The organism is Nocardioides sp. NBC_00163 (assembly GCF_045206295.1).
Taxonomy (GTDB): Bacteria; Actinomycetota; Actinomycetes; order Propionibacteriales; family Nocardioidaceae; genus Nocardioides.
Genome location: NZ_CP108155.1, coordinates 3,104,418 through 3,130,109, shown reverse-complemented (window position 1 = coordinate 3,130,109; position 25,692 = coordinate 3,104,418). Strand labels below are relative to the sequence as shown.

Annotated in this window: 22 protein-coding genes and 1 tRNA gene; 11 read left to right on the top strand and 12 right to left on the bottom strand. The window is 68.6% G+C overall.

Features of this window, described 5'->3' with window-relative positions:
* Positions 1 to 11: 11 nt before the first annotated feature.
* Positions 12 to 1,205 carry a cytochrome P450 gene (locus OG801_RS15095; protein WP_406029551.1) on the bottom strand — a complete coding sequence of 398 codons (1,194 nt, stop codon included), beginning with the start codon at positions 1,203 to 1,205 and terminating at the stop codon, positions 12 to 14.
* A gap of 186 nt (positions 1,206 to 1,391) precedes the next feature.
* Here OG801_RS15095 and OG801_RS15090 point away from each other — a divergent pair, with 186 nt between their 5' ends.
* Together OG801_RS15090 and OG801_RS15085 are read left to right on the top strand one after the other, a co-directional pair.
* Positions 1,392 to 2,945 (top strand): sodium-dependent transporter, encoded by a 1,554-nt coding sequence (locus OG801_RS15090; RefSeq protein WP_406029550.1) that lies wholly within the window; start codon positions 1,392 to 1,394, stop codon positions 2,943 to 2,945.
* A complete protein-coding gene (locus OG801_RS15085; RefSeq protein WP_160026071.1) occupies positions 2,942 to 3,073 on the top strand; it encodes a methionine/alanine import family NSS transporter small subunit in 132 nt (43 codons plus the stop codon). Before OG801_RS15090 ends, OG801_RS15085 begins: the two co-directional genes overlap by 4 nt.
* Before the next feature lie 80 nt (positions 3,074 to 3,153).
* Here the strand turns inward: OG801_RS15085 and OG801_RS15080 are convergent, their stop codons facing one another.
* The 4 genes from OG801_RS15080 to OG801_RS15065 form a co-directional block, all read right to left on the bottom strand.
* Positions 3,154 to 3,600, bottom strand: a complete 447-nt coding sequence (locus OG801_RS15080; RefSeq protein WP_406029549.1) for a cupin domain-containing protein — start codon at positions 3,598 to 3,600, stop codon at positions 3,154 to 3,156.
* A gap of 65 nt (positions 3,601 to 3,665) precedes the next feature.
* Positions 3,666 to 6,218, bottom strand: a complete 2,553-nt coding sequence (locus tag OG801_RS15075; protein ID WP_406029548.1) for a LuxR C-terminal-related transcriptional regulator — start codon at positions 6,216 to 6,218, stop codon at positions 3,666 to 3,668.
* A 124-nt stretch (positions 6,219 to 6,342) separates the two neighbouring features.
* Positions 6,343 to 8,487 carry a hypothetical protein gene (locus OG801_RS15070; RefSeq protein ID WP_406029547.1) on the bottom strand — a complete coding sequence of 715 codons (2,145 nt, stop codon included), beginning with the start codon at positions 8,485 to 8,487 and terminating at the stop codon, positions 6,343 to 6,345.
* Between the two features lie 268 nt (positions 8,488 to 8,755).
* On the bottom strand, positions 8,756 to 9,127 hold the full coding sequence (locus tag OG801_RS15065) for a DoxX family protein (RefSeq protein ID WP_406029546.1): 372 nt from the start codon (positions 9,125 to 9,127) through the stop codon (positions 8,756 to 8,758).
* Between the two features lie 108 nt (positions 9,128 to 9,235).
* On the opposite strand from OG801_RS15065, the gene OG801_RS15060 reads away from it, so the two are divergent.
* Positions 9,236 to 10,042: a CPBP family intramembrane glutamic endopeptidase gene (locus OG801_RS15060; RefSeq protein ID WP_406029545.1), complete on the top strand. Its 807-nt coding sequence runs from the start codon at positions 9,236 to 9,238 to the stop codon at positions 10,040 to 10,042.
* Here the strand turns inward: OG801_RS15060 and OG801_RS15055 are convergent.
* Together OG801_RS15055 and OG801_RS15050 are read right to left on the bottom strand one after the other, a co-directional pair.
* Positions 10,017 to 12,389, bottom strand: coding sequence for a sulfatase-like hydrolase/transferase (locus tag OG801_RS15055; protein ID WP_406029544.1), 2,373 nt, complete (start codon positions 12,387 to 12,389; stop codon positions 10,017 to 10,019). The genes OG801_RS15060 and OG801_RS15055 overlap by 26 nt on opposite strands.
* Positions 12,390 to 12,536: 147 nt before the next feature.
* Positions 12,537 to 12,623 (bottom strand) — tRNA-Leu (locus OG801_RS15050).
* Positions 12,624 to 12,867: 244 nt separating this feature from the next.
* Here OG801_RS15050 and OG801_RS15045 point away from each other — a divergent pair.
* The 7 genes from OG801_RS15045 to pknB are packed head-to-tail and all read left to right on the top strand — an operon-like array spanning position 12,868 to position 21,614.
* Positions 12,868 to 13,575, top strand: a complete 708-nt coding sequence (locus OG801_RS15045) for a DUF3662 and FHA domain-containing protein (protein ID WP_355018834.1) — start codon at positions 12,868 to 12,870, stop codon at positions 13,573 to 13,575.
* On the top strand, positions 13,572 to 14,054 hold the full coding sequence (locus tag OG801_RS15040; protein ID WP_355018835.1) for an FHA domain-containing protein: 483 nt from the start codon (positions 13,572 to 13,574) through the stop codon (positions 14,052 to 14,054). Before OG801_RS15045 ends, OG801_RS15040 begins: the two co-directional genes overlap by 4 nt.
* A complete protein-coding gene (locus OG801_RS15035) occupies positions 14,051 to 15,385 on the top strand; it encodes a PP2C family protein-serine/threonine phosphatase (RefSeq protein ID WP_406029543.1) in 1,335 nt (444 codons plus the stop codon). The genes OG801_RS15040 and OG801_RS15035 overlap by 4 nt, the downstream gene beginning before the upstream one ends.
* 23 nt (positions 15,386 to 15,408) lie before the next feature.
* On the top strand, positions 15,409 to 16,812 hold the full coding sequence (locus OG801_RS15030) for an FtsW/RodA/SpoVE family cell cycle protein (protein WP_406029542.1): 1,404 nt from the start codon (positions 15,409 to 15,411) through the stop codon (positions 16,810 to 16,812).
* Positions 16,809 to 18,275 (top strand): peptidoglycan D,D-transpeptidase FtsI family protein, encoded by a 1,467-nt coding sequence (locus OG801_RS15025; RefSeq protein WP_406029541.1) that lies wholly within the window; start codon positions 16,809 to 16,811, stop codon positions 18,273 to 18,275. The genes OG801_RS15030 and OG801_RS15025 overlap by 4 nt, the downstream gene beginning before the upstream one ends.
* Positions 18,272 to 19,813 carry a serine/threonine protein kinase gene (locus tag OG801_RS15020; RefSeq protein ID WP_355018839.1) on the top strand — a complete coding sequence of 514 codons (1,542 nt, stop codon included), beginning with the start codon at positions 18,272 to 18,274 and terminating at the stop codon, positions 19,811 to 19,813. The genes OG801_RS15025 and OG801_RS15020 overlap by 4 nt, the downstream gene beginning before the upstream one ends.
* Positions 19,806 to 21,614: a Stk1 family PASTA domain-containing Ser/Thr kinase gene (pknB, locus tag OG801_RS15015; RefSeq protein WP_406029540.1), complete on the top strand. Its 1,809-nt coding sequence runs from the start codon at positions 19,806 to 19,808 to the stop codon at positions 21,612 to 21,614. The genes OG801_RS15020 and pknB overlap by 8 nt, the downstream gene beginning before the upstream one ends.
* Positions 21,615 to 21,640: 26 nt before the next feature.
* Here pknB and OG801_RS15010 read toward each other — a convergent pair whose 3' ends face one another.
* Positions 21,641 to 22,309, bottom strand: coding sequence for a DUF881 domain-containing protein (locus OG801_RS15010; protein WP_355018841.1), 669 nt, complete (start codon positions 22,307 to 22,309; stop codon positions 21,641 to 21,643).
* Positions 22,310 to 22,472: 163 nt separating this feature from the next.
* On the opposite strand from OG801_RS15010, the gene OG801_RS15005 reads away from it, so the two are divergent.
* On the top strand, positions 22,473 to 22,934 hold the full coding sequence (locus OG801_RS15005) for a cell division protein CrgA (protein WP_355018842.1): 462 nt from the start codon (positions 22,473 to 22,475) through the stop codon (positions 22,932 to 22,934).
* A 144-nt stretch (positions 22,935 to 23,078) separates the two neighbouring features.
* Here the strand turns inward: OG801_RS15005 and OG801_RS15000 are convergent, their stop codons facing one another.
* From OG801_RS15000 to OG801_RS14985, 4 genes are all read right to left on the bottom strand, one after another.
* Positions 23,079 to 23,966, bottom strand: coding sequence for a rhomboid family intramembrane serine protease (locus OG801_RS15000; RefSeq protein ID WP_406036277.1), 888 nt, complete (start codon positions 23,964 to 23,966; stop codon positions 23,079 to 23,081).
* 24 nt (positions 23,967 to 23,990) lie between these two features.
* On the bottom strand, positions 23,991 to 24,500 hold the full coding sequence (locus OG801_RS14995) for a peptidylprolyl isomerase (RefSeq protein WP_355018843.1): 510 nt from the start codon (positions 24,498 to 24,500) through the stop codon (positions 23,991 to 23,993).
* A 78-nt stretch (positions 24,501 to 24,578) separates the two neighbouring features.
* Positions 24,579 to 24,911, bottom strand: a complete 333-nt coding sequence (locus OG801_RS14990; RefSeq protein WP_355018844.1) for a DUF3817 domain-containing protein — start codon at positions 24,909 to 24,911, stop codon at positions 24,579 to 24,581.
* The gene (locus OG801_RS14985) at positions 24,908 to 25,690 is read right to left on the bottom strand and encodes an SURF1 family protein (RefSeq protein ID WP_406029539.1); all 783 of its coding nucleotides are present in this window, start codon (positions 25,688 to 25,690) and stop codon (positions 24,908 to 24,910) included. Before OG801_RS14985 ends, OG801_RS14990 begins: the two co-directional genes overlap by 4 nt.
* Positions 25,691 to 25,692 lie beyond the last annotated feature (2 nt).

The following is a 25,692-nucleotide window of genomic DNA, read 5'->3' as shown; positions in this document are numbered from 1 at the left end:
CTGGCGCTCGCTCATCCGGTCACCTCGACATGGAGACTGACAGGCCTGCGTACGTAGCTCCCCGGCGCCCACCGCAGGGAGTCGTGGTCGACGGTGAAGGACGGCATCCGGGTGAGTATCTCGGTGAGCGTCACCCGGCCCATCATCCGGGCGGCCGCGGCACCCAGGCAGTGATGCGCCCCGTGGGCGAAGGTGAGGATCTGCCGCGGCCGACGGGTGACGTCGAGCTCCTCGGCGTCGGCGCCGAAGACGCGCGGGTCCCGGTTCGCGGCCGCATAGCAGAGCAGGACCTTCTTCCCCGCGGGGATGGTGACGTCGTGGATCGTTACGTCGCGGGTGGTGGTCCGGGCGAGCCCCTGGACGGGCGAGGTGAGCCGCAGCAGCTCCTCGACGGCGGCTGGTACGTCCTGCAGAGCCAGCTCGCGCTGGTCGGGGCGGTCCGCCAGCAGCGGCAGGCCACCGCCCAGCAGACCGGTCGTCGTGTCGTTGCCGCCCGCGACCATGGTGAAGGCGAACGCGAGCACCCGCAGCAGCCCGGCGTCGTCGTCGGCCTCCCCGGCGGCGACGAGATGGGAGACGGTGTCGTCACCCGGCTCTCGCCGGCGCCGCTCGATCAGCTCGGCGAAGTAGCCCATCAGCTCGGCGGCGGCCCCGGCTCCGATGCGCTCGTCCTGAGCCGCGTTGGCCGTCACGATCGCGTCGGTCCACACGTCGAACCGATCCCAGTCCACCTCGGGAACGCCGAGGTAGTGGGCCACCACCATGCTCGGCAGCGGCTTGAACAGCTCCGTGACGATGTCGCCACCGCCCGCTGCCCTGAGCTGCTCGACACGCTCGACGACGAACTGCGTGACCCGGGGAGTCACGTCCTCGACCTGCTTCGGCGTGAACCCGCGATTCACCAGCTTCCGGAACGCCGTATGGGCCGGCGGATCGGTCATCACCATCGGCGGGTTGTCGGCCAGCCCGATCCGCTCGAGCTCGTCGTGTGCTGTCGTCAGCCCGCCACTCGAGCTGTACGTCTCGTGGTCACGCACCGCCGCGAAGACATCGTCGTGCCTGGTCAGGACCCAGTAGTCACCCCGGGCGACGTGGTGGACCGGGTCGTGCTCGCGCAGCGCGGCGTACATCGGCCACGGGTCGGCCCAGGACTCCCCGGACAACGGGGCGTACGCCACCCGACCATGAGACAGATCTGAGTTCATGTCTCAGACAATCAACAAATCACTCCACTTTGTCAATGGGTCGCCGCCACTGTCGACAGCTGCCGAAACCCCGAAGTCGCCCGTTAGCAGCCGGATGACTATTGTCTGTGATCGGCGTCACAAGCGCCGCCCAGCAGTACATTCGGCGCCACAAGCGCCACGCACATATCGAGCAAGGAGGCGGATATGAGCACGACACCTGAAGGCGTGCAGGAAGCTGCCGCGGCAAAACGCGGAGCGTTCTCATCGCGACAGGTCTTCATCTTCGCGGCAATCGGGTCCGCGGTGGGCCTGGGAAACATCTGGCGTTTCCCCTACGTCGCCTACGACAACGGAGGTGGCGCGTTCGTCATCCCCTACATCGTGGCGTTGCTGACGGCCGGAATCCCGTTCCTTTTCCTCGACTACGCACTGGGCCACCGCTACCGCGGCTCCGCGCCGCTGTCGTTCGCGCGCCTGCGCCGCGGCACCGAGGGCCTGGGCTGGTGGCAGGTCGGCATCTGCTTCATGATCGCCATCTACTACGCAGCCGTGATGGCGTGGGCGGTGCGCTACACGATCTTCAGCGTCACCAAGGCCTGGGGTGACGACCCGGAGGGCTTCTTCTTCGGCGAGTTCCTCAAGGCCGGCGATCCGGGCATCGACGCCACCCCGGTGTGGGGCGTGCTGATCCCGCTGCTGCTGGTGTGGGTCGCGATCCTGGCCGTCATGCTGCTCGGCGTCCAGAAGGGCGTCGGCGCGACCTCGGCCATCTTCATCCCGATCCTCGTGGTCGCCTTCGCGATCCTCGTGGTGCGCTCGCTCTTCCTCCCCGGTGCGGCCGAAGGGCTGGACGCGCTCTTCACCCCGAACTGGAGTGCGCTGACCGACGCAACAGTGTGGGCGGCGGCGTACGGACAGATCTTCTTCTCGCTGTCCATCGGCTTCGGCATCATGATCACCTACTCCTCCTACGTCCACAAGCACACCGACATGCCGGGCGCGGGGCTCGTGGTCGGCTTCGCCAACTCCAGCTTCGAGCTGCTCGCCGGCATCGGCGTCTTCGCCGCGCTCGGCTTCATGGCGCAGGCCAACGGGGTCGCCGTCGGCGAGGTCGCCACCTCTGGCATCGGTCTGGCGTTCGTCGCCTTCCCCGCGATCATCAGCGAGGCGCCCGCAGGTGCCTTGATCGGGGTGCTCTTCTTCTTCTCCCTGGTCATCGCCGGCTTCACCTCGATGGTGTCCATCGTCGAGGTCGTGATCTCGGCGGTGCGTGACAAGTTCGAGATGACGCGCACCACCGCCACGATCGCGGTCACCGTGCCGATGGCCGTGCTCAGCCTGGTGTTCTTCGCCACCACGAGCGGGATCTACGTGCTCGACATCATCGACCACTTCATCAACCAGTTCGGCATCCTGCTGGTCGCGGTGATCTCGATGCTGATCATGAGCTGGTGGCTGCGCGTGCTGCCGACCTTCAGCGCTCACCTGTCCGACGGCAGCTCGATCGTCGTCGGTGCCTGGTGGCGGATCCTGGTCAGCATCGTCGCCCCGATCGGCCTGATCCTCGTGCTCGGGCTCTCCTTCTGGGAGGACGTGAAGACGCCGTACGAGGGCTACCCGGCCTGGATGCTCGCCGTCTTCGGCTGGGGCGCCGCCGGCGCCGTCATCGTCTTCGGGTTCCTGGCCGCTCAGGCCAAGTGGCGAGACCCCGAGGCTCTGTCCACGGTTCACTTCAACGAGAAGGGAGCACAGTCATGAGCGGCTCCGCCATCGTCATGATGCTCGTCGCGATGCTCGTCATCTGGGGAGGCCTGGCGCTGGCCGTCGTCAACCTGCGACGCAGCCCCGACCTTCCCCGCGAGGACGAGATCCGGCGCGACCTCTGACGGGTCCCCGACCCGCACACACAGGGCCTGTTTCGGAACGCGGCTGAAGTCGCGTTCCGAGACAGGCCCCTGTCGTTGAGTCATCCGCCCGCGAGGGCGACGCCATGGCGCTCGGTCACCGACAGGATCGCGGCCATCGAGTCCGCGGCCGGCTGGCCTGCCGGAACAGAGCTGGCGAAGTCGGCGAAGAACCGGCCGGCGCCGTCGCCGGTGGTGATCGCGAGAGCGCGGGCGGAGTCGCCGACGACCTCGAAGGTGCCAGGGGTGCCCGCCGGGAAGACGACCAGTCCGCCGGGCTCGACGTCGTAGGACCTACCGTCGACGTACGCCGTGATGCGGCCTTCGAGCAGGTACAGAACCCCGCTCCACGGCGAGACGTGCGGCGGCGTCATCGGGGCGGCGGGTGCGATCACCTCGAAGACCTCGAAGGCCCCCTGGGCGTCCTTGACGGCGGCCTTCGCGACATGGTCGCCGTCGATCATCGGGCTGTGCTGGCCCTCGTTGGGCCGTACGTAGGTGGTGCTCATGACTCCTCCTTCGGTCGGGTGCGTTCAGCATCCGCCGGTGGAGCCGGAGCGGTGCGAGTAGTGCGCTACTCGACTCCGAGAGGGTCCGCCAGCCCGGCTCGTTCGGAGACGCCGAGCTTGTGGCCGGCCCGGTAGAGGTGGCCCTCGACGGTGCGCACCGACAGGGTCAGGCGCGCCGCGATGTCCTTGTTCGACAGCCCTCGGGCGGCCAGTGCGGCGATCTCGCGCTCGCGAGCGGTCAGCGGCAGCGGCCGTGCCGCGACCACCAGCGCCGGCGTGCGCGCGCCCGACCTCTCCGCCAGCTTCGCGGCGACGGCCGCCGCGGTCAGGGCCGACCCCTGCCGTCCCGCGCGGCGGTGGACCTCGGCGGCCTGCGCGGCCGCGTCGCCCGCGGCGACGAGATCACCGAGCCGGGCCCAGGCATGCGCCACCCGGAGCAGCGCGTCGCCGTCCTCGTCGGCCCAGGCGCGGGCATGGACCAGGGCCGCCTCTGCGCGAGGGCCGAGTCCGGCCAGCGGGGCGAGTCGACGGGCCGGCGCCACGGTCGTGTCGCCGAGCTGGACCGCGGTCTGCCAGGCGAGGACCTCGTACGCCGGCGAACCCGCCTCGCGAGCGAGATCCGCCGCGGCGGCCGCGTGGCCGATCGCCTCGGTCGTCCACCCCTCGGCCGCGGCACCCCACGCCAGCGCGAGACGATCGTCGGGCAGATAGAGCCGGTACGCCGGATGGTGCCCGGCAGCGATGCCGGCCAGCAGCGGCGCGGCGCCCTCCGGTCGACCAGCCTGCGCGAGGGCGGTCGCCAGCAACGTACGACACCGGAACCGGAACTCGTGGCCGGAGCCCTCCAGCGCGGCCCAGGCCTCGCGCAGCGAGAGCAGCGCATCGAGCAGATGGCCCTCGGCAAGGGCCGCATGACCTGCGACGACGAGCCCCATGAGCCTGGCCGGCCCGGGGAGGTCGGCCGATGCGGCCCGCATCCTCCGGGCCAGGTCCGCGCCCCGCTCCGGTGTGCCGGCGAGACGGTGCCCGAGCACCTGGAAGTCGGCGAGCCCGAAGCCCGGGATGACTGTCGGCACCCGGTCGGCGGTCAGCCCACCCACGACCGCGGACTCGTCGAGGAGCTCGCGGTCACCGGTGACGGCAGCCACCGCCGACGCGGAGGTGGCGACCAGGATGCCGGCCAGGTCGTCGGGAAGATCGCTCCGCAGCAGCTGCGGCACCCGGGCGAGCACGGCGGAGATCTCACCGTCCACCAGGCGCAGGACGAGCGCCATGGCGGCGACGTGGACCGGGGCTGCCCCGGTGGCCTCGGCTGCGGCCAGCGCCTGATGGGCCTCGTCGGGCCGGGCCATCGTGAAGAGCAGGTTGCCGGTGCGGTGCAGCTGCACCATCGCGAGCAGCCCCGGGTCGGACGCGGTGGCGACGATGTCCTCATGGATCGCCTCGGCCTCCTCCCCGCGGCTGAGCCAGGAGAGCGCCGCGCCGTGCACGACCCTGGCGGCGATGTCGCCGGTGGCAGCGGCCGCGCGCGCCAGCCGCTCGGCCAGCGGCAGGTCGTACATCCGGGTCGCGGCCTCGGCGGCCCGTAGGAACAGCGCCGGCTCCGGTGGCAGGTCGGAGTCGAGGGTCAGCACGGCCCGGGGGATCGGGTCCGGCTCCGGGTCCAGGGTGAGCGCCACCCGGCCGCGGAGGCGGCGGGCACGCAGCGTGCCCATCGCGGCGCGGCGTACCTCGCCGTAGAGGGGGTGTGCCAGCCGGGCGACCACCCCGTCGGTACGCACCAGCCCGCGCTCCTCCGCCTCCTCGAGGTCGGCCGCCGACGTCAGCGCGGACAGGGTCGCGACCGCCACCGGCTCGGCCAGGGCTACCAGGTCGATGACGTCCCGCACCCCGGTCGCAAGATCCCCGATCTCCCGCTCCAGGAGACCGGCGAGCTCCGGCGAGATCGCCGGCTCGCTGCTCCATCGCCAGATCCCGGACGCCGCGGTGAACCGTCCCGCCGACAGCTCCCCGGCCAGCAGGTGCCGCAGGAACAGCGGGCTGCCCTGGGTCATCGTCCACAGCCGGTGGGCGGAGTCCGTGTCGACCGGACCGCCGAGCACCCGGGCGATCAGCCGGGTGCTCTCCTCGGCGTCCAGCGGCGCCAGGTCCAGGCGCGGGAGGTGCTCGTCCTTCCACAGCGAGGTCACGATGTCGGGCGCGGGCTCCCCGGTGCGGAGCGTGATCAGCACCGGAGCCATCCGTCGGGCCACCACCCGGTGGACCACGATCGCGGAGTGCTCGTCGAGCAGGTGAGCGTCGTCGACGGTCAGCACGAGCGGCAGCTGCCGGGTGATCTGGTCCAGCGCCCGGCCGATGGTCTCGGCCGCCTCACCGGGCGGGACGTCGAGCAGACCGGCGAACGCACCGAGCGGGAACTGCCGGGCGGCCGTGCTCCCTTGGGCGAACACGACGGATCCCCCGTGACCGGCAGCGGCCGCCAACGCCTCACGGGCGAGCCGGGTCTTCCCCACCCCCGCCGGACCCGCAACGATGACGCCCGCCGCACCGGGCCTGATCGCCGCCGCGACCCTCCGCAGCTCCTCGTCCCGGCCGGTCAGCGGCCACGGCCGCTCCATGAGGTCAGGCTAGTGGCACGGGATCCAGCCACACATCACTCAAAAGGTGGCTGTGCTCAGAACGGCTCGATCCCGGCCGTCGACAGACCGATGCCAGTCCTCACGGCACCAGCCGCGGGCGCCCTCACAGAGCGGGCGAGAGGTCCTCCCAGACGACCGTCCAGCCGTCCGTCGGGAACCCCGGAGCGGAGCCGCGTGGTCCCGGGGTGCCGGTCGCGCCACGTACGCCTTCGGGCGAGTCCGCCCACCCGGCGCACATCATCGCCACCGAGTAGAGCAGCCCGCCGGCCGACGGGAAGTACGGCGAGGGCACACCGCTCTTGCCGCTCGCCGGCAGCCCGGTGTCGGTGAAACCGAGGCGCTCATGGAGCAGGTTGTCGACCGCGCTGACCGGGTCGCCGAGACGGGCCGCGTTCATCGCGAGCAACGGGAAGTCCCAGCTGTAGAGGTCGGTGACCGGCCAGGTCTCGTACACGCGTCGGGTGGTCGCCCGCATGGTCTCCAGGTCGACACCGTCGCCCGGCAGCATCCCGAACGGCGCGATCGGGTCGGGGTGGTTGGTGTTGCGTTCGGTCCACATGTTCGGCACGCCCTCGTAGAGGACATAGGTGCCGTCCTCGACGGGCAGCGGCGCGAGGTTGTCCAGGATCTCGTCCAGCGCCTCGTCCCGCGCCCAGCCGAGCCGCTGGCGCCACTGCTGGGCGATGCGCAGCCCGAACTTCCAGTAGGAGAGCTCGAAGGTCGGGTTCAGCGTCGACTCCGGCTTGTTCCGTTCGTTGCAGCACATGATCGGCGGCCCGATGACGTACCGGCCGGTCTCCTCCTCACGGTTCGCGAACGACGCCATGAACTCCGCCGTCTCACGGACCACCGTCTCCCACTTGCGCAAGGTGCTCCGCTGCGGATGCGCCTGGTAGTCCATCTCGGCGAGGAACAACGGGTGCGGCTGCTGCCAGATCAGCAGGCAGGTCGGCGTGCCTGGCGACTCCCGGCCGATCGCGTCACCGAAGGCGGTGGTCATCTTGGGCCAGCGCGCGCCGCGGAAGCCCTGCGACACGGCAAGCTCACGTGCGTGCGGAAGGAACCGTTCATAGATGTCCGTGCTCCGGTCGAGGAGCGACCAGCGGTTCCACAGGCCGTAATGGAAGGCGTGCCACCAGTACATCTCCATGTGGAACTTGCCGTACCAGCCGTTGTTGACCAGCCCGGATTCCTGGGCCGGATCGTTGCCGGCGTCGTTGACCGCGAGGTGGTACTGGCTGAGCACGATACGGCGCTCGAGCTCACGCCAGCGCGGGTCTGTGCTCCGCGAGAGATCGACGGCGCCGCCGGTCCGCCAGAACCGGGGCCACCACTCCTCGCTCGCGTCGACCACGTCGCGGGCCGACGGCACCTTGTCCACCTCTGGGGCGAACAACGCGGTCAGCTCCAGACGGTTCCCCCGGCCGACGATCTGGTAGCGGTGCAGTGCCGGGTCCAGGCGGGTGATCTCGGCCCCGCCCGGCAGGTCGAGACCGACCTGGTACACGGTGTCGTCCATCGTGTGGGTGACCCGGGCGGTCCGGCCGCGGCGCGTCACGGTGGTGGTGTGCCTCTCGGGGCGGTCCCAGAACCCGACGAACGGCGCCGAGAACTTCTGGGTGCCGGTGGTCATTGCATACGGGAAGTCGATGAACGCCGTAAGGCGACCGGCCCTGACCAGGTCCGAGTCGATGCGTACGCCGATCGCGTCCTGCCCCGGGTGGCAGGCGGTCTCGACCTTCACCTGGTGGCCCTCGAGCCGGAACCTGCTGCGCAGCAAGCCGGTCCACGGGTCGAGCACCTGCTCGACGTCGGTCAGGTCCGCCTCGACCGCCTCGGTGCCGTCGGCCTTGAGCATCCGCAGCCCGATCCGCCCGAGGTTCGCCCGGTGGGGGTTCTCCCGGAGCCAGTTGAAGATCTCCGGCTCGCCCTCGTCATGGGTCCAGTACGCGACATCGCGACCGTAGGTGTCCCAGACCCGGCCCTTGAGGTCGGAGATCTGCTTGCCGGCGGGCAGCGCGTCCTCGTGCCAGCCCCAGTCGGCGAGGGTGTTGAAGGCGAGGAAGGTCTGCAGGCCGGTCACGTCGGCACCGAAGGCGAACCGGCCGTTGCCGACCTGGATCGGAAGCTCGAGGTCGCTCTCGTGGCGGACCACACGGTGCCGGGAGACCAACGCCTCGCGGTCGATCGACCGGCCGCGTGATGGCGCGGCCGCCGCAGCCGACTCGGCTGCCAGGACACGGCTCATGAGGGTTGCCGACGCGACGGCGGCCATGCCTTTGAGGACACCACGACGGGCAAGCTGGTGCTGATGGATCACGGTCTGTTCTCCCACCTTGATCGGAGCTCCGACCACATCGACATGAAACGATTCAATGTGTGAACCGTAAAGATGTGACGTCAGTCACGTCAAGGTTCTGGCCGGGTCCGGCCACGGTCTCAGCTGGTTGGCGAAGGCCTCGGACAGGTGACCGAGAGATCACGGACCTGCCGATCAAGCTCGACAACGTGGTCGGCTAGAACGGCTCGATCGCGAAGCGCCCCCACGCGATGAAGACCATCGCCGCGAGAAAGAGCAGGTCGCCGAGGAGCTCCTTGTATTCACCGCGCCGGAGCCGTTCGGTGATCGCTCCGGCCATGTAGAGCGCCATGCACGAGGCCGCGATCGGCACCAGGATCGGCGCCACGTCGACCAGCCCCGGAAGGACCAGGCCGATGCCGCCCAGGACCTCCACCACGCCCATGAACCTCACGTTGCCGGGCGTGAAGTCCCCCGGCCAGCCCAGCTTCGCTGCGTACTTCTCGTAGGACATCGTCAGCTTGACGATGCCGCCGGCGACGTAGGCGATGCCGAAAACGCCGGCGACGATCCACAGGGCGATGTTCATGTTCTCTCCAGGTGTTGGGTGATTCCCGATGTTCACCCCCTCTGACGGAACACCGGGTAGATCTGTGACATCGCCGAACCCCACGATTCGGACCGCTAGGCTCCCGATGTGAGCATCACGGAGCAGGTGAGCGCGGATCCCGCTCCGCGAAGATTGTCGTACGTCGGCTTCGCGGTGATCGTCGTCGCCTACCTCGCGATCATCCAGCTCGGCGGTCGCGTGGCGCGGGCGGTCTTCGACTCCGGCGACGGGTTCACGACGACCCGCGACGTCATGGTCAACATGTGGATCCCGCTCGGCGCCGCCGCGGTGTTCACCTACGCCGTCGTCACGTGGCTCGGCTGGGGGCGCCCGGTCCTCCGCGAGGAGCGGCGCCTGCGTCGGTGGACCTGGGCCGTCCCGATCATCCTGGCTGTCTGCATCCTGCTCGCCATCAACTACGCCGGGCTGGCCGACAAGGGCATCGGCTTCGTCCTCGCGCTCCTCGTCGCCACCCAGTTCGTCGGCTGGGGCGAGGAGGGCATGTTCCGGGGCGTCGGCGTCAACATCTTGCGCGAGCACGGCCTCACCGAGGGCAAGGTGGCCTTGTGGTCCAGCATCGTGTTCGGCTCGGTCCACCTGACCAACGCGCTCGCGGCGGGCGGCCAAGCCATCGCACAGGCGGTCGTGGTCAGCTTCGCCGGCTACTTCTTCTACCTGATCCGCCGCGCCTCCGGCGGCAACGCCCTCAACTCCGTGCTCCACGGCCTGTTCGACTTCTCGCTGATCAGCTGCACCGCGATCGCCGTCGACCAGGAGCTCTACCTGGGCGCCGTCGCCGGCTTCCTCGCGTACGTCATCATCGCGGTTGTCGTGATCATCGGTCGCAAGCGACTCGAGCCCGCCGCCGCTACTGACGTGCCATCGCGATCCTGAACCGCTCGTCCGGGTCGATGTAGTGGTCGTGTACGTCGTCGCCGAGGTCGATCTGGACCCACGCGATCTTGCCGCTGAACCGGCTGGTGCGGCTCGTGTAGTCCGAGGAGACCGACGTACCGGACTCGTAGCCGATGTCGGTTGTCTCGTCGGCCGAGAAGACCATCGGCTGGGTCACCTCCACCCGGCCCGACCCGACCGGCTTGCCGTCGTCGTAGAGCGTGACGTCGCCTCCCTTGGCGAGGCCACCGCCGTCGTACGCGAACTCCATCCGGACCTGGCGGGTGCCGGCCGCGAGCAGGGATTCGGAGACGACGGGGAACTCCTGGATACCGAGCACGTTGTAGACGAACTTGAGCCGTCCGGCGCGGGCGAAGAACGTCCAGCCGCCGAACCTGCCGCCCTGAGCGATGATCACGCCCTCGGCGCCGGTGTCGGGGATCGTCACCTCGGCGGTGACGGAGAACGACTTGTTCTTGATGCTGACCACGCTGTTCTCCGAGAGCCGGCCCATGCCGGGGAAGAAGAGCTGGGTGTTGCCGCGGACGAGCGTCGGCCTGCCGGCCATCGTCGGCTCGAGCCGCTCGCTGGTGCGGTCGTCCATCGGCAGTACTCCATACTTCACGGCCTCGATCAGCCAGAGCCGCTGCAGCGCGGCGAGCTTGTCGGGGTGCTCCGCCGAGAGATCCCTCGCCTGACTGAAGTCCGTGTTGCCGTCGTAGAGCTCCCACACGTCGTCGTCGAACGCCGGCAGCTCTCCGCCGACCATCACCCACGGGGTGCGGTGCTTGGTGACCGCGCTCCAGCCCTTGTGGTAGACCCCTCGGTTGGCGAACATCTCGAAGTACTGCAGGTCGTGCCGCTCCGGCTCGCTCGCACCGCGGAACGTGTAGAGCATGCTCGTCCCCTCCATCGGCGACTGCTGGACGCCGTTGACCATGGCCGGCTCGGGCAGCCCTGCCGCTTCGAGGACGGTCGGCGCCAGGTCGATCACGTGGGTGAACTGGGCACGCACCGAGCCCGGGTCGTCGATCCCGCCCGGCCAGTGCACGATGGTGCCGTTGCGAGTGCCGCCCCAGTGCGAGGCGACCTGCTTGGTCCACTGCAGCGGCGAGTTCATCGCCCACGCCCAGCCGACCGAGTAGTGGTTGTAGGAGCTGGGTGAGCCGAACTCGTCCATCTTCGCCCGCATGAACTCGGGCGTCTCCAACGCGGCCATGCCGTTGAAGTTGGCCATCTCGTTGAAGGCGCCGTTGAGGGTGCCCTCGGCGGAGGCGCCGTTGTCGCCGATGATGTAGTAGACGATGGTGTTGTCGAGTACGCCGAGGTCGGCGATGGTGTCGATCACGCGGCCGACGTGGTGGTCGGTGTGCTCGAGGAAGCCGGCGTACACCTCCATCTGACGGGCGAGCACGGGCTTGAGCTCGTCCGGCATGTCGTCCCACGCCGGGATCTCGTCGTGGCGGGCGGTCAGCTCGGCCTCTGCGGGGATGACCCCGAGCTCCTTCTGCCGCGCGAACGTGCGTTCCCGCTGGACGTCCCAACCGTCGTCGAACCTCCCGGCGTACTTGTCGATCCATTCCTGGGGGACGTGGTGGGGAGCGTGGGTCGCGCCCGGCGCGAAGTAGGCGAAGAACGGCCGGTCGGGCATCAGCGCCTTCTGCTGGCGGATCCAGGCACACGCGTGGTCGGCCAGGTCCTCGGTGAGGTGATAGCCCTCCTCGGCCGTCGCCGGCGGCTCGATCGCGGTGGTGCCTTCGTAGAGCGCGGGGTCCCACTGGTTGTTCTCACCGCCGATGAAACCGTAGAACGTCTCGAACCCTCCGCCTGCCGAGGGCCAGGCGTCGAAGGGGCCGAGCGGCGAGGACTGCCAGACCGGGACCTCGTGGCACTTCCCGAACTGTGCCGTCGAGTACCCGTTGAGCTTGAGCGTCATCGCGAGCGGCGCCTTGGTGTTGGGCCGCACCGAGCTGTTGCCGGGCGCCGAGGTCGCTGTCTCGGTGATGCTGCCCATCCCGACGGAGTGGTGGTTCCGGCCGGTCAGCAGCGCCTGCCGCGTCGGGGCGCACAGCGCCGTGGTGTGGAACCGGTTGTAGCGCAGGCCGTTGCCAGCCAGCCGCTCGGCGACCGGCGTGGCGCACGGCCCTCCGAATGCGCTCGACGCCCCGAAGCCGACGTCGTCGAGAAGTACGACGAGCACGTTGGGCGCGCCGTCCGGCGGAAGCAGCGGCTCGATCGGCGGGTACTTGGTCTCCGGGTCCTTGGCGTCGTACGTCGTGTGTCCCGACGCTGGTCGGTCCGGGATCGGCAACATGGTCCGGGCGTGAAGGTCGGGACGGTTCGGCATCGCAGGCGCTCCAGTCATCGGCGGGGTGTCCACCGAGCGTCGCAATCGACTGCGCCCGCCACGTCATCCTTGGCGGATGATCGACTACGTTCTTCGGGATCGCGCTGAAATGCACGAAGCCCCAGGTCATCCCTGGGGCTTCGGTGGTGGTGCGCGAGGGGGGAGTTGAACCCCCACGTCCTTTCGGACACACGGACCTGAACCGTGCGCGTCTGCCTATTCCGCCACTCGCGCGTGCAGCAGAGGAAACGTTAGCCCACGGGCGCCCACCGACCCAAAACGACGGCACCCCGCTCGCCTTGACGCTGGTGGTCACCCGATCGTGGGAGGATCGAAACCACGCAGAATGCGGGAAGTGGCAGATCCCCTAGGGTGCACCGATACGATCGGGCCGAATCCCGGGGACCACTGTGCCCGTACGCGACTGACCACCCACCCCGACCGGCCCACCCCCGGCACCTGAGAGGAGCGCAACAACGTGAGCGGCCTGCAGAAGTTCGAGCAGAAGTTGGAGCAGCTCATCTCAGGCGCTTTCGCGAAGGCGTTCCGGTCCGAGGTGAAGTCGGTGGAGATCGTCGCCGCGCTCCAGCGCGAGATCGACAACAACGCCCAGGTGCTCAGCCGCCAGCGGCGCCTGGTCCCCAACGACTTCTTCGTGGAGCTGTCCGCCAGCGACCTGGGGAAGCTGGAGTCCTACGGACCCCACCTCAAGGAAGAGCTGAAGCGCCAGCTGATGGACCACGCCGAGGCGCAGGGGTTCGTCTTCCCCGGCCGCGTGAGCATCGAGTTCGGCGAGGCGAAGGACCTGACGATCGGCCGGTTCCGGGTGCGCAGCCGCGCCCAGGCGGCGGTCTCGGGCGGCGACATGACCGATACCCAGGTGAGCCGCGCGCAGGCTTTCCTGGAGATCAACGGCACCCGGCACCCGCTCCACGGCAACCTCGTCGTGGGACGGGGCACCGACGCCGACCTGCGCATCAACGACCCGGGCATCAGCCGCCGCCACATCGAGTTCCGATCGAAGCCGGCCGGCGACCGTGTACGCGTCGAGGTCTATGACCTCGGCTCGACCAACGGCATGCTGGTCAACGGGCAGAAGATGGCGAGTGCCACCTTGGACGACGGCTCTCAGGTGCGCATCGGCACCACCGTCATCACCGCGCATATCGTGGAGGAACGCCGTTGAGCGAGCTGACTCTGTTTCTGATCCGGGTCGCTTATCTGGCGATCCTGTGGATCTTCGTGCTGGCAGCGTTGTCGGTGATCCGCTCCGACATGTTCGGCGCGCGGGTCACCAACGCCTCCGCCGGCGGCCAGCCGGCGGACCCGCCGGCTCGCGGCAAGGCTGCTGCGGCGAGGGCGCCGCGGCGCGGCGTACCCACGCATGTGGCCGTCACCACCGGCTCCAACGCCGGTGTGACCGTGCCTCTCTCGCAGGCACCCATCGTCATCGGCCGCGGCAGCGATGCCGCGATCATCCTCGATGACGACTACGCCTCCACCCGCCACGCCCGGATCGCCGTCTCCGGCGACCAGTGGTTCGTGGAGGACCTCGGATCGACCAATGGCACCTACATCGGGTCCGTCCGGATCAATCAGCCGACCGCCATCTCTCTCGGGACCCAGGTGCGGATCGGTAAAACAATCCTGGAGCTGCGCAAGTGACCGCTGCGACCGACCCCACCTCCGACCCCGCTCCTAGCCTGGGCGCTGCCGACGGACGACCCTTCCGCCTCGAGTTCGCGGCGGTCTCGGACGTCGGCCGGGTGCGCAAGGACAACCAGGACAGCGGGTACGCCGGACCTTGGCTGCTGACCGTCTGCGACGGTGTCGGCGGCGCCGCCCGCGGCGACATCGCCTCCAGCACGGCCGTCCAGCAGCTGCGCAAGCTCGACGAGGAGCCGGCCCTCGGGCTGGTCGACGACGACCTGATCGGCCTCGTCTCCCACGCGCTGCACATGGCCCACGACGAGATCGGCCACCTGGTCGACCACGACCCGACGCTCAACGGCACCAGCACGACCTCGACCGTCGGGCTCTTCGACGGCTCCAAGCTGACCGTCGGCCACGTGGGCGACAGCCGCGCCTATCTGCTCCGCAACGGCGCGATCCACCAGGTCACCCACGACCACACCTTCGTGCAGACGCTTCTCGACGAGGGGAGGATCACGGAGGAGGAGGCCAAGACCCACCCCCACCGCAACCTGATCCTCAAGGCCCTCGACGGCACCCGGGAGCTCGAGCCCGACCTGTTCATCGTCGACCTCGCCGCCGGCGACCGGCTGATGTTCTGCAGCGACGGTGTCTGCGGCTACGTCGACGACCCGCGGATCGCCGACATCCTGGCCACCGGCACGCCCGAGTACGCAGCTGTCGAGCTGGTCCGGGTCTCCCTCGACTCCGGCAGCACCGACAACGTGACCTGCGTGGTCGCCGACGTGGTGCCCAGCGACACCATCCCGTCCCCGGGCCTCGAGGCCCAGATGGTGGGTGCGGCGGCCGAGCTCAAGCGGAGGACCACCAAGACCGGCCAGATGACCGCCCTGTTCCGCGGTCACCGGATGGGCGACACCGGCGAGCTGGACCCGATCGACGAGGAGATCCCCGACGGCGCGATCACCGCCGACCCGGAGGAGGTGCGCTACGCACTCCAGGCTCCGGCCAAGTATCTCAAGCTGCGCTGGGCCTTCGGGCTGCTGACCCTTCTCGGTGTCGTCTGGATCGCCGTCGCGACCGCGTTCGTCTGGTCGCAGAACCAGTGGTACATCGGCGAGCAGGAGGGCAACGTCACCATCTTCCGTGGCGTACCCACCACGATGATCGGCCTCGATCTCTCCGAGCCCTACCAGACCTCCAACCTGAAGGTCGAGGACCTGGCCGATACGTACCAGAACCAGCTCGAGGACGGCATCCACAGCAAGGACCTGGCGGGCGCCCAGGAGAAGGTGCAGTCGCTCGCGGACCAGAGCGCCGCAGATGCGGGAAGCGGGTCATGAGCGGGTTCACTCCGGCTAGCTCCATGCCCGTTTTCGTCCACCGGTCACGGCGGGGAGCGGAGCTGGTCCTGCTGATCCTGGCCCTGGCGGTCGGGATCGGTGCGTACACGGCAGTCGGCCTCGGCGTGCAGGAGAAGATCCCGGTCGACATCGTCGGCTACGGCGCCTGGCTGGTCGCGCTCCTGGTGGCGGCCCACATCGGCGTACGCCTGCTGGCTCCGTACGCCGACCCGGTGCTGCTTCCGCTGGTTGCGATGCTCAACGGGGTCGGTCTGGCCGTCATCCATCGGCTTGACCTGGCTCTCGCCGAGGACGCCGACAAGTTCGCCCGTCAGCAGCTGATCTGGATGACGATCGGCGTGGTGCTCTTCCTGATCACGCTCTTCCTGGTTCCCGACCACCGGATGCTGCAGCGGTTCACCTACACCGCCGGCCTCGGCGCGGTGGTCATGCTGATCCTGCCGATGCTCCCGATCATCGGCAAGGAGATCAACGGCGCGCGGATCTGGATCAACCTCGGACCGGTCAGCTTCCAGCCCGGCGAGGTCGCCAAGGTGCTGCTGGTGATCTGCTTCGCCGGCTATCTGGCGGTCCACCGCGACGCCCTCGCACTGGCGGGGCGCCGGTTCGCCGGCATCGACCTGCCCCGCGGCCGCGACCTCGGCCCGCTGCTGATGATGTGGGCCATCAGCCTCGCGATCCTGGTGCTACAGCGCGACCTCGGCTCCAGCCTGCTCTTCTACGGCCTCTTCGTGGTGACGCTGTACGTCGCAACCGAGCGCAAGGGCTGGATCGTCGTCGGCGGCCTACTCTTCGCAGGTGGTGTCTTCGCTGCTCTGACCCTGTTCAGCCACGTACGCGTCCGGGTGTTCACCTGGCTGGACCCGTTCAAGTATTACCCCGTGGGCGATGATGGCGTGACCTCCTCGGGGCAGCTGGTCGAAGGGCTGTTCGGGATGGCCTGGGGAGGCATGATCGGCCGCGGCTTCGGCTCCGGCGAGCCCTGGCGGATCCCCTACGCCAACTCCGATTTCATCATCCCGGCGATCGGTGAGGAGCTCGGCCTGACCGCGCTCCTGGCGCTGCTGCTCTGCTACGGACTGATCGTCGAGCGCGGCCTGCGCACGGCGATCGTCGCCCGTGACGACTTCGGCAAGCTGCTCTCCGTCGGCCTGGCCACCTCGGTCGCGCTGCAGACCTTCGTGGTCGTCGGTGGCGTGACCGGCCTCATCCCGCTGACTGGTCTGACCACACCGTTCCTCTCGTATGGTGGGTCTTCGCTGGTCGCCAACTGGGTGATCGTGGCCCTGCTGTTGCGCGTCTCGGACCAGTCCCGCCGTCCACTGCCGACAGCACCGTCCGATGAAGACCTCGCCGCTGAGGAGACCCAGATCGTCAAGCTCGACAAAGGGGCGATGAGCAAGTGAACCGCCCCATCCGCACGCTGAGCGTCGGCTGCCTGATCCTGTTCGTGGCGCTGATGCTGAACGTGACGTACGTCCAGTTCTTCAAGGCCAACTGGTACAACGACCGCGCCGACAACCGCCGGGTGACCGAGGACGCCTACTCACAGCAGCGCGGCGACATCCTGGTCGGCAAGAAGGCGGTCGCCACCAGCGTGCCGAGCGACAGCAAGTTCGAGTGGCAGCGCACCTACCCCGGCGGCAAGAAGTACGCCCCGATCACGGGTTTCATGTCCTACTCCTACGGCCAGACCGGGATCGAGAGGTCGCAGGACTCGGTGCTGTCGGGCAAGGACAACAAGCTCTTCACCAACCGCCTGGTCGACCTGGTCACCAACTCCGAGCCGGCCGGCGGCAACGTCGAGCTGACCATCAACCCGAAGGTCCAGGACGCTGCGTACGAGGGCCTGACCGCGCTCGGTGAGGACGTCCAGGCCGCGGCGGTGGCGGTCGAGCCGAAGACCGGCAAGATCCTGGCGATGGCCTCCACCCCGACCTTCAACCCGGACCGGGTGGCGAACAACGACATCAACGCCGCGCAGAAGTCCTACAACCAGCTCTCGAAGGACGAGAACGAGCCGCTGCTCAACCGCTCCATCCAGACCGCGCTGCCGCCGGGATCGACCTTCAAGCTGGTCACCGCCGCGGCCGCGATCGAGAACCTCGGCATGGACGGCGACAGCATGGTCTACGGCGGCGCCTCGCTCGACCTGCCCGGCACCGACACCGACCTGCCCAACCTCAACGGCACCAGCTGCGGCGGCGAGCAGATTACCCTCACCCGCGCTCTCGAGGTCTCCTGCAACACCGCGTTCGGTTCACTCGGGATGGAGCTCTCCGACGAGGAGATGCAGGAGCAGGCCGAGGGGTTCGGCTTCGGCCAGGACTACCTCGACGACATCGGCCCGCTGGCCGAGAGCCAGTACCCGCCCAACGACGGCAAGGCCGAGCAGGCCCGTGCCGCGATCGGTCAGCAGAGCGTGATCGCGACCCCGCTGCAGATGGCGATGGTCTCTGCGGGCATCGCCAACGGGGGCGAGGTCATGAAGCCCTACCTCGTCGACCGGGTCACCTCCTCTTCCCTCGACGTCATCGACCAGGGCAACCCGACCGCGATCGACAACCAGCCTGCGGTCTCGCAGGACACCGCCGAGATCCTGACCCAGATGATGGTCAGCACCGTCGACAACGGCACCGCCGAGGCGGCCGCGATCGACGGCGTGAGCGTCGCCGGCAAGACCGGCACCGCACAGACCACGCCGGACAAGCCGCCGTACGCCTGGTTCACCTCGTTCGCCCCGGCGGAGAACCCGTCCATCGCGGTCGCCGTGATGGTCCAGAAGAGCGGCACCGAACGCAGCGAGATCGCCGGCGGACGGCTGGGCGGACCTATCGCGAAGGCCATGATGGAGGCAGCGATCTCATGAGTCGTTACGTATTCCACGAGCTCATCGGCACCGGCGGGATGGGCGAGGTGTGGCGAGCGACTGACACGACCCTCAACCGCGAGGTCGCGATCAAGCTCCTCAAGCCCGAGCACGCCGAGGACCCGATCGGCCGGTCCCGTTTCGAGTCCGAGGCGAAGCATGCCGCGGCGCTCCATCACCCCAACGTGGTGGCCGTCTACGACGTCGGCGAGATGCCGACCGCCTCCGGCCTGATGCGGCCGTTCCTGGTGATGGAGCTCGTCGACCACAAGCCGCTCTCGGAGCTCATCCGTGACGGGCGGCCCCTGGCCCCCGAGGTCGTACGCGACCTCCTCGGTCAGGCCGGCGACGCACTGGCCGCCGCTCACCGGGCCGGCATCGTCCACCGCGATGTGAAGCCCGCCAACCTCCTGGTCACCCCGCAGCGCAAGGTGAAGGTGACCGACTTCGGCATCGCCCGAGCGCAGGCGTCGACCGGCATCACCGGCACCGGCCAGGTGATGGGCACGCCTCAGTACCTCAGCCCCGAGCAGGCGCGTGGCGAGAAGGCCACGCCCGCCTCCGACGTCTACTCCCTCGGCGTCGTCGCCTTCGAGTGCTTGGCCGGCTACCGGCCGTTCCAGAAGGAGACTCCGGTCGCGACCGCGATCGCCCACCTCCACGACCCGGTCCCGCCGCTGCCCGACCACGTCCCGGCAGATCTGGCTGCGATCGTGATGCGGAGCCTGCAGAAGGACCCGTCCCTCCGCTACGCCGACGCCGCCGCGTTCACCTCCGCGATTATCGGTCACGGCGCCGCCGACCCGGACGCCGATGCCACCACCGTCGTCGCCGCGGCAGCCGGCGACGCGACCGCGACCTCGGTCATGGACCCGGTTCCCTCGCCCACTCAGAACTACGTTGGCATGCAGGGCGCCGCGGGCGGTCCCGAGGGTCCGCCGCCGCCTCGCTACCAGGACCCTTACGACCGTTACGACGAGGACGACGACCAGAGGCCCTGGTACAAGAAGCCGTTCAACATCATCGTCATCCTGATGCTCGTGGCGGTCATCGTCGCGATCATCTGGATCATCTCGACCCTCGCGGCGGATCCGAAGACTCCTCCGGCCAACGACACGTCGACCACACCTTCAGCGTCCCCGACTCCCACTCCGTCGGAGGAGCCCGAGGAGGAGCCCAAGCCCGTCGAGATCAACGAGGACGACTACGTCGGCCGCAACGTCGATGAGGTGCGCTCCGAGCTGGACGACCTTGGTCTGAAGGTCAAGGTGGCGGTCCAGGACAACGACGGCAGCTACGAGCCCGACACGGTCGCCGGCCTCGACCCGACCCGCAACCTCTACGAGGGCGACCCGATCACCATCCGCTACTACGGCGAGCGCCCCGTGGTCGAGCAGCCTCCCGCCGAGGAGGAGCCCGACGAGGAAGAGAGCGACGAGGAGGAGCCGACCGACGGAGAATCCTCCGACTGGGGCATCCCGGAGCTCCCAGGCGACGAGACTGGCAACGGCAACGGCAACGGGGGCGGCAATGGCTGAGGGAGCTCTCCTGGCCGGTCGCTACGAGGTCGGCGAGCTGCTCGGCCGCGGCGGCATGGCGGAGGTCCGCAAGGGCACCGACCACCGGCTCGGCCGGGTGGTCGCGATCAAGCGCCTGCGGGTCGATCTCGCCAGCGACGCGACCTTCCAGGCGCGTTTCCGGCGCGAGGCGCAGTCCTCGGCGAAGCTCAACCACCCCTCGATCGTGTCGGTCTACGACACCGGCGAGGAGAAGTCCGACGACGGCGTCGCCCAGCCCTACATCGTGATGGAGTACGTCGCCGGTCGCACGCTGCGTGACGTGCTCCGTGAGGGTCGCAAGATCCTGCCTGAGCGGGCGCTGGAGATCAGCTCCGACGTACTCAACGCTCTCGACTACAGCCATCGCAACGGGATCATCCACCGCGACATCAAGCCGGGCAACGTCATGCTGACGCCAGCCGGTGACGTGAAGGTGATGGACTTCGGCATCGCTCGGGCGCTCAACGACGCCCAGTCCACGATGACCCAGACCGCGGCCGTGGTCGGCACCGCGCAATACCTGAGCCCCGAGCAGGCCCGTGGTGAGCAGGTCGACGCCCGCTCCGACGTCTACTCGGCCGGCTGCCTCCTCTACGAGCTGCTCACCGGCCGTCCGCCGTTCGTCGGCGACTCGCCGGTCTCGGTGGCCTACCAGCACGTACGCGAGCAGGCCCAGCCTCCCTCGGCCCACGACCCGACGCTGACCCGTGAGCTCGACGCGATCGTGATGAAGTCGCTGGCCAAGCGCGTCGAGGACCGCTACCAGTCCGCGCAGGCGATGCGCACCGACATCGAGCGCTACCTCGCCGGGCGTCCGGTCCACGCGACCGTGCCGCCGAGCATGGACCAGACCCAGGTCGCCCAGAACCGCGCCGTCGGCCCCTATGGGGGCGACCCCACCAACGGTGGCTACTACCCGCCCCAGGACGACCGCCCCGAGGGCCCGCGCCCGTGGGTCCTCATCCTGCTCGGCTTGGTCATCGTCGGCCTCATCGGGTTGGGCGCCTACTTCCTGCCTGCGGCCCTCGGCCCGCAGTCCACACCAGCGCCCGACGTGACCGGCCTGACCGAGGAGAGGGCGAGGGCCGAGCTGAGCACGGCCAAGCTGAAGGGTGAGGTCAAGCGGGAGGCGAGCGACACGGTCGCGGTCGGCGTCGTGATCTCCCAGGACCCACCCGCCGGCCAGGACGTCGAGGAGGGCAGCACCGTCACCCTGACGGTCTCCACCGGTCCACCCAACCGGGAGATGCCCAACGTCGTCGGATCGCCGCAGAAGACGGCCAAGGAGCTGCTCGAGGGCGATCCCTACAACTTCACGGTGAAGATCGAGACGGTCGAGTCCGACCAGGACAAGGGCATCGTGGTCGAGTCCGACCCGGTCGACGGAGAGAGCGTCACCACCGGCAAGTCGACCGTCGTGACCCTCACCGTCTCCAAGGGCCCGACAAAGGTCCCCAACGTCGTCGGCAAGACGGCCGAGCAGGCCGAGGAGATCCTCCGCAACGCCGGCTTCACGCCCGTACGCAAGGACGAGCCCAACACCGAGGAGCCCAAGGGCACCGTCGTCGAGCAGACACCGGCCAAGGGCACGCCACTCGCGCAGGACGGCCAGGTGATCATCTTCGTCTCGACGAAGGAGGAGGCCCTGCCGAGCTGTCAGACCCTCGTGCCTGGGACGGACCCGGCCAACCCATCGGCCTCGGCCACCCAGACCGCCGAGCCGGGCGACCCGCCGACGTGTGACCCGGCGCTCCCGCCGAGCACCCCGGCGGCGCCGTAGCCCTGACGCTCGCCGAAGCCCCTGGCTCAGTCCTCCTGAGGCAGGGGCTTCGCGTATTTCACGTCGAGCAGACCGTCGTAGGCCGGAGCCGTGAGATACGTCAGCGGCTGGAGGGACCAGCCGATCTGGACGTTGGGGTCGAGGGCGTCGGCCCGGTAGTTCTGCACGTGGTTGTCGCGGTCGATCGCGGCCTGCAGGCGGTCGGGGTCCCCGACCGCCTCGATGACGTACGGCTGGGGGTAGGGGACACCGTCGAGCTGCACCGTGCTGCCGGAGCACTTGATGCCGGTGGTGGTGATGATCCGCTTGCCCGCGATGGTGACCGCCTCGGCGCCACCGGCCCAGAGCGCGTTGACGACGGCCTGGATGTCCTGCTGGTGCACGACGAGCGAGTTGGGGTCGTCACCCGTGTAGCTCTCCTGGACCTCTGAGGGCGCGTCGCCGAGGACGATCTGCATCCCGGCGCCGCTGTGGTCGGAGGTGCCGGCCGGATCGGAGAGCCGCGCTGACTGGTTCTGCAGCTTCTTGACGTCCTTGTCGGTGACGCCGCTGGTGAGCTGGTCCACCTCGCTCTGCAGGTCGGTCAGCTGGGCCTCGAGGCGGTTGTAGCGGATCCGCTCGCCGTCGACGAGCGTGGCGAGGTCGTCGTAGCGGCCCGGACGCAGATCGGTGCCGTCGGCATTCACGAAACTCACCGCGAGCAGGCCGCCACAGAGCAGCACCACGATGGGCGTACCAAGCCTCCAAGAGGTCACACGGGACCAGCGCTTTGGTTTAGAGGTGGGGTTAGCCTGGGTTCCGGAGCTCACGACCATTAGGGTATGCGCAGCAATCACATTTGTCTGAGGAGCATCACCCGTGGCCAAGCTCAAGCTCTCGAAGAAGAGTGATCTCGACCTTCCCAAGGAGACGATCTTCACTCCGCGCTTCGGGGTCGCCCTGCTGCTGATCGCCCTCGGCATCGGCTGGATCGCCTACTACTACATCGGGGTCCGCCCCAACGAGGTCGGTGGCGACTTCACCGGGCCGAAGCCCGTGCAGAAGCTCGAGGGGTGGAACTACCTGATCGGCTTCGTCCTGCTCTTCCTGGGCCTGGCCGTCGCCGCTCACCCGAAGACCCCGCTGGGCCGCGGCCGCGGCGTCGTGGTCGGCATGCTCGGCTGCTTCGTCATCGGCCTGATCTGGATCTGCGTCTTCTACGTCTTCGCCAACGACCACCTGGACAAGATCTGGGTCTTCAACGACCTCGGTCAGAAGAACCTCCTGGTCGGCATCGGCTTCATGGCGGTGGGCTTCACCTTCGCCACGAAGTGGGAGTGACCCTGTCGTTAGACGACAAAAGCGGCGCAAACCTTTGGTTTGCGCCGCTTTGCGTTACACGGATGTAGTTCTCCACAGGGCCATCCACACCTGTGGATTTGTGCACGCGGTGAAAACGCCCCGAAAACACCTACGGCGAAGGCGTCAGAACAGCAGGATCCGTACGCCGATCAGGGCAAGCAACGCCAACGTGAAGGCACCCAGGGCAGCCCATTGCAACGGTGCCTTCCGGTCGGCCCGGAGCGAGGTGAAGATGCCCGCGACGACGAGACCGCCGATGAAGCCACCGAGGTGCCCCTGCCAGGAGATGCCGTTGCCGAAGAAGGTGATGCCTGCGTTGATCAGGAGCACCGGCAGCAGCGGGGAGAGCGACTGCCCGGCCCTGACGAAGAGCACCACCAGGACACCCAGCAGGCCGAAGATGGCACCGGAGGCGCCGACGGTCGAGCTGGCCGGTACCGACGCCCAGACCACCAGGGCGGAGCCCGCCAGGCCGGAGATCAGGTAGAAGACCAGGAGCCGCAGCCGGCCCACGATCGGCTCCAGGAACGAGCCGAGCATGTAGAGCGACAGCATGTTCACGGCCAGGTGGATGATCGAGACGTGGGTGAACGTCGAGGTCAGCAGCTGCCAGAACGCGCCGTCGTCGACTCCCGGCATCCAGGTGCCGCCACTCGCCCGGCAGACCTCGCTCGGCACCGCGAAGCCACCGTCAGGCGTGAGGCAGTAGCCCTGTAACCGGATCGCGAGGAAGTCGGCGATCCTCGACCCGGATCCGCCGGTGAGGATGATGCTCAGCCAGACCAGGACGTTGACGCCGATGAGCGAGAAGGTCACCGGGAGTGCCCGGAACCCGACCCGCGCGCCGGTGAAGCGCTTGGGCTGGCGTACGGACTTGTGGCCCTCACGCACGCACTCGGGGCACTGGAAGCCGACCGATGCGCCCGTCATGCAGTCAGGGCAGATAGGCCGGCTGCAGCGCTGACAGCGAATATGCGTCTCACGGTCGGGGTGGCGGTAGCAGACCGGCACCCCGACCGGGGTCGAGTCGGACAACTAGACGATCTCGACCGTCTCGATGACGACCGGCTCGACCGGGCGGTCCATCGCACCCGTCTTGGTGCCGGAGATCGAGTCGACGGCCTTCTTCGACTCCTCGTCGGCGACCTCACCGAAGATGGTGTGCTTGAAGTTCAGCCACGGCGCCTGGCCGGTGGTGATGAAGAACTGCGAGCCGTTGGTGCCGGGGCCGGCGTTGGCCATCGCGAGCAGGTAGGGCTTGTCGAAGGTGAGCTCGGGATGCGGCTCGTCCTTGAAGGTGTAGCCCGGGCCGCCCGTACCGGTGCCCAGGGGGCAACCGCCCTGGATCATGAATCCGGGGATGACACGGTGGAAGCCGAGACCGTCGTAGTAGGGGACACCGGAGCGGCCGGCGTCGTCCGTGTACTCCTTGGTCCCCGTGGCGAGGCCGACGAAGTTGGCGACCGTCTCCGGAGCGTGGTTGGGGAACAAGGTGATCGTGATGTCACCGTGATTGGTGTGGAGGATGGCCTTCTGGTCAGCCATGACCTGCCCTTCCGACATTGGGATTGGTACGGGATGTAACTCCTCGATCCTCCCACAGGGTCGGTCGCGGGCCCGAGGTCAGGAGGCCGCGTCAGCGAGCTTCGGAGCGATCCGGTCGGCGACGCGGCGCTCGACCCAGAAGATCAGACCGGGGATCAGGCCGGCGATCATCATCAGCAGGAACTCGGGGATCGTCCAGCGGGCCTTCTGCGTCAGCAGGAACGCGACGATCACGTAGATGATGAAGATCCAGCCGTGCGCGACCCACAGCGGCGTCATCGCCTCGCCGAAGGACTGCAGGGCGGTGCCCTCGGGGAGCAGATACTTGAACAGCGAGGAGATCGTGCCGACGAGCAGCAGCACACCCACGATGTACGCAAGCACCTTGTAGGTGCCGAACAGCTTGTTCACGCGTCTGAGCGTACGCGCAGATCCTGAGTGGTTTTCTCAGGGTCTTCTTCGTCCGTGTCGTCGTCCTCGTCGTCAGCTCGAGGGCGGAGGGTGTCGCGTACGTAGCGCCACCACACGTAGACCCCGAAGATCCCGAACAGCCACCACTCGATCGCGTAGAGGAGGTTGCGCAGCCCCGTCGTGGCCTCCGGCTCGGGCAGCTGCGGGGCAGGCACGTCGGCGACGTCGGTGGCGCCGTCGTTGACCGGCATCGAGCTGGCCGGCCAGCTCTCCTCGACCGGCGATCGCACCATGTAGGCGCTGTAGAGGTCGTAGCTGGTGCGCGAGATCAGGTCGGAGACGTCCAGCTGCGGGAAGACGTTGTCGGACTTGCGGTCGTCGGCGACGTCGGTCCAGTCGCTGGGCTGCAGCCAGCCGGTGACGGTGACGTGGCCGCGCGGCGCGGGCGGTGCGCTACCGACCTCAGGGGTCCAGCCGCGCACGACGTAGACGGCCGACTCAGTGTCCTCGACGAGCACCGGTGTGACGGCCCAGAAGCCGACCTGAGAGCCTCGCTCCATCCCGTCGATGAAGATGGTCTCCTCGGGCATCCAGATCCCGGAGACGGTCACGGGGCGGCCGATCTGCTCCCACGGGAAGGCGTCGTTGGGTCCGATCAGGTCGGTGAACGCCTTCGGCTTCGCGTGCACCAGCTCCGCGACCTGGTCCTGCTTGTCCTGCTGGCTCGACTGGTACTGCCACACCCCGAGCAGCGCCGCGCCGGTCACGAAGATCACCACCA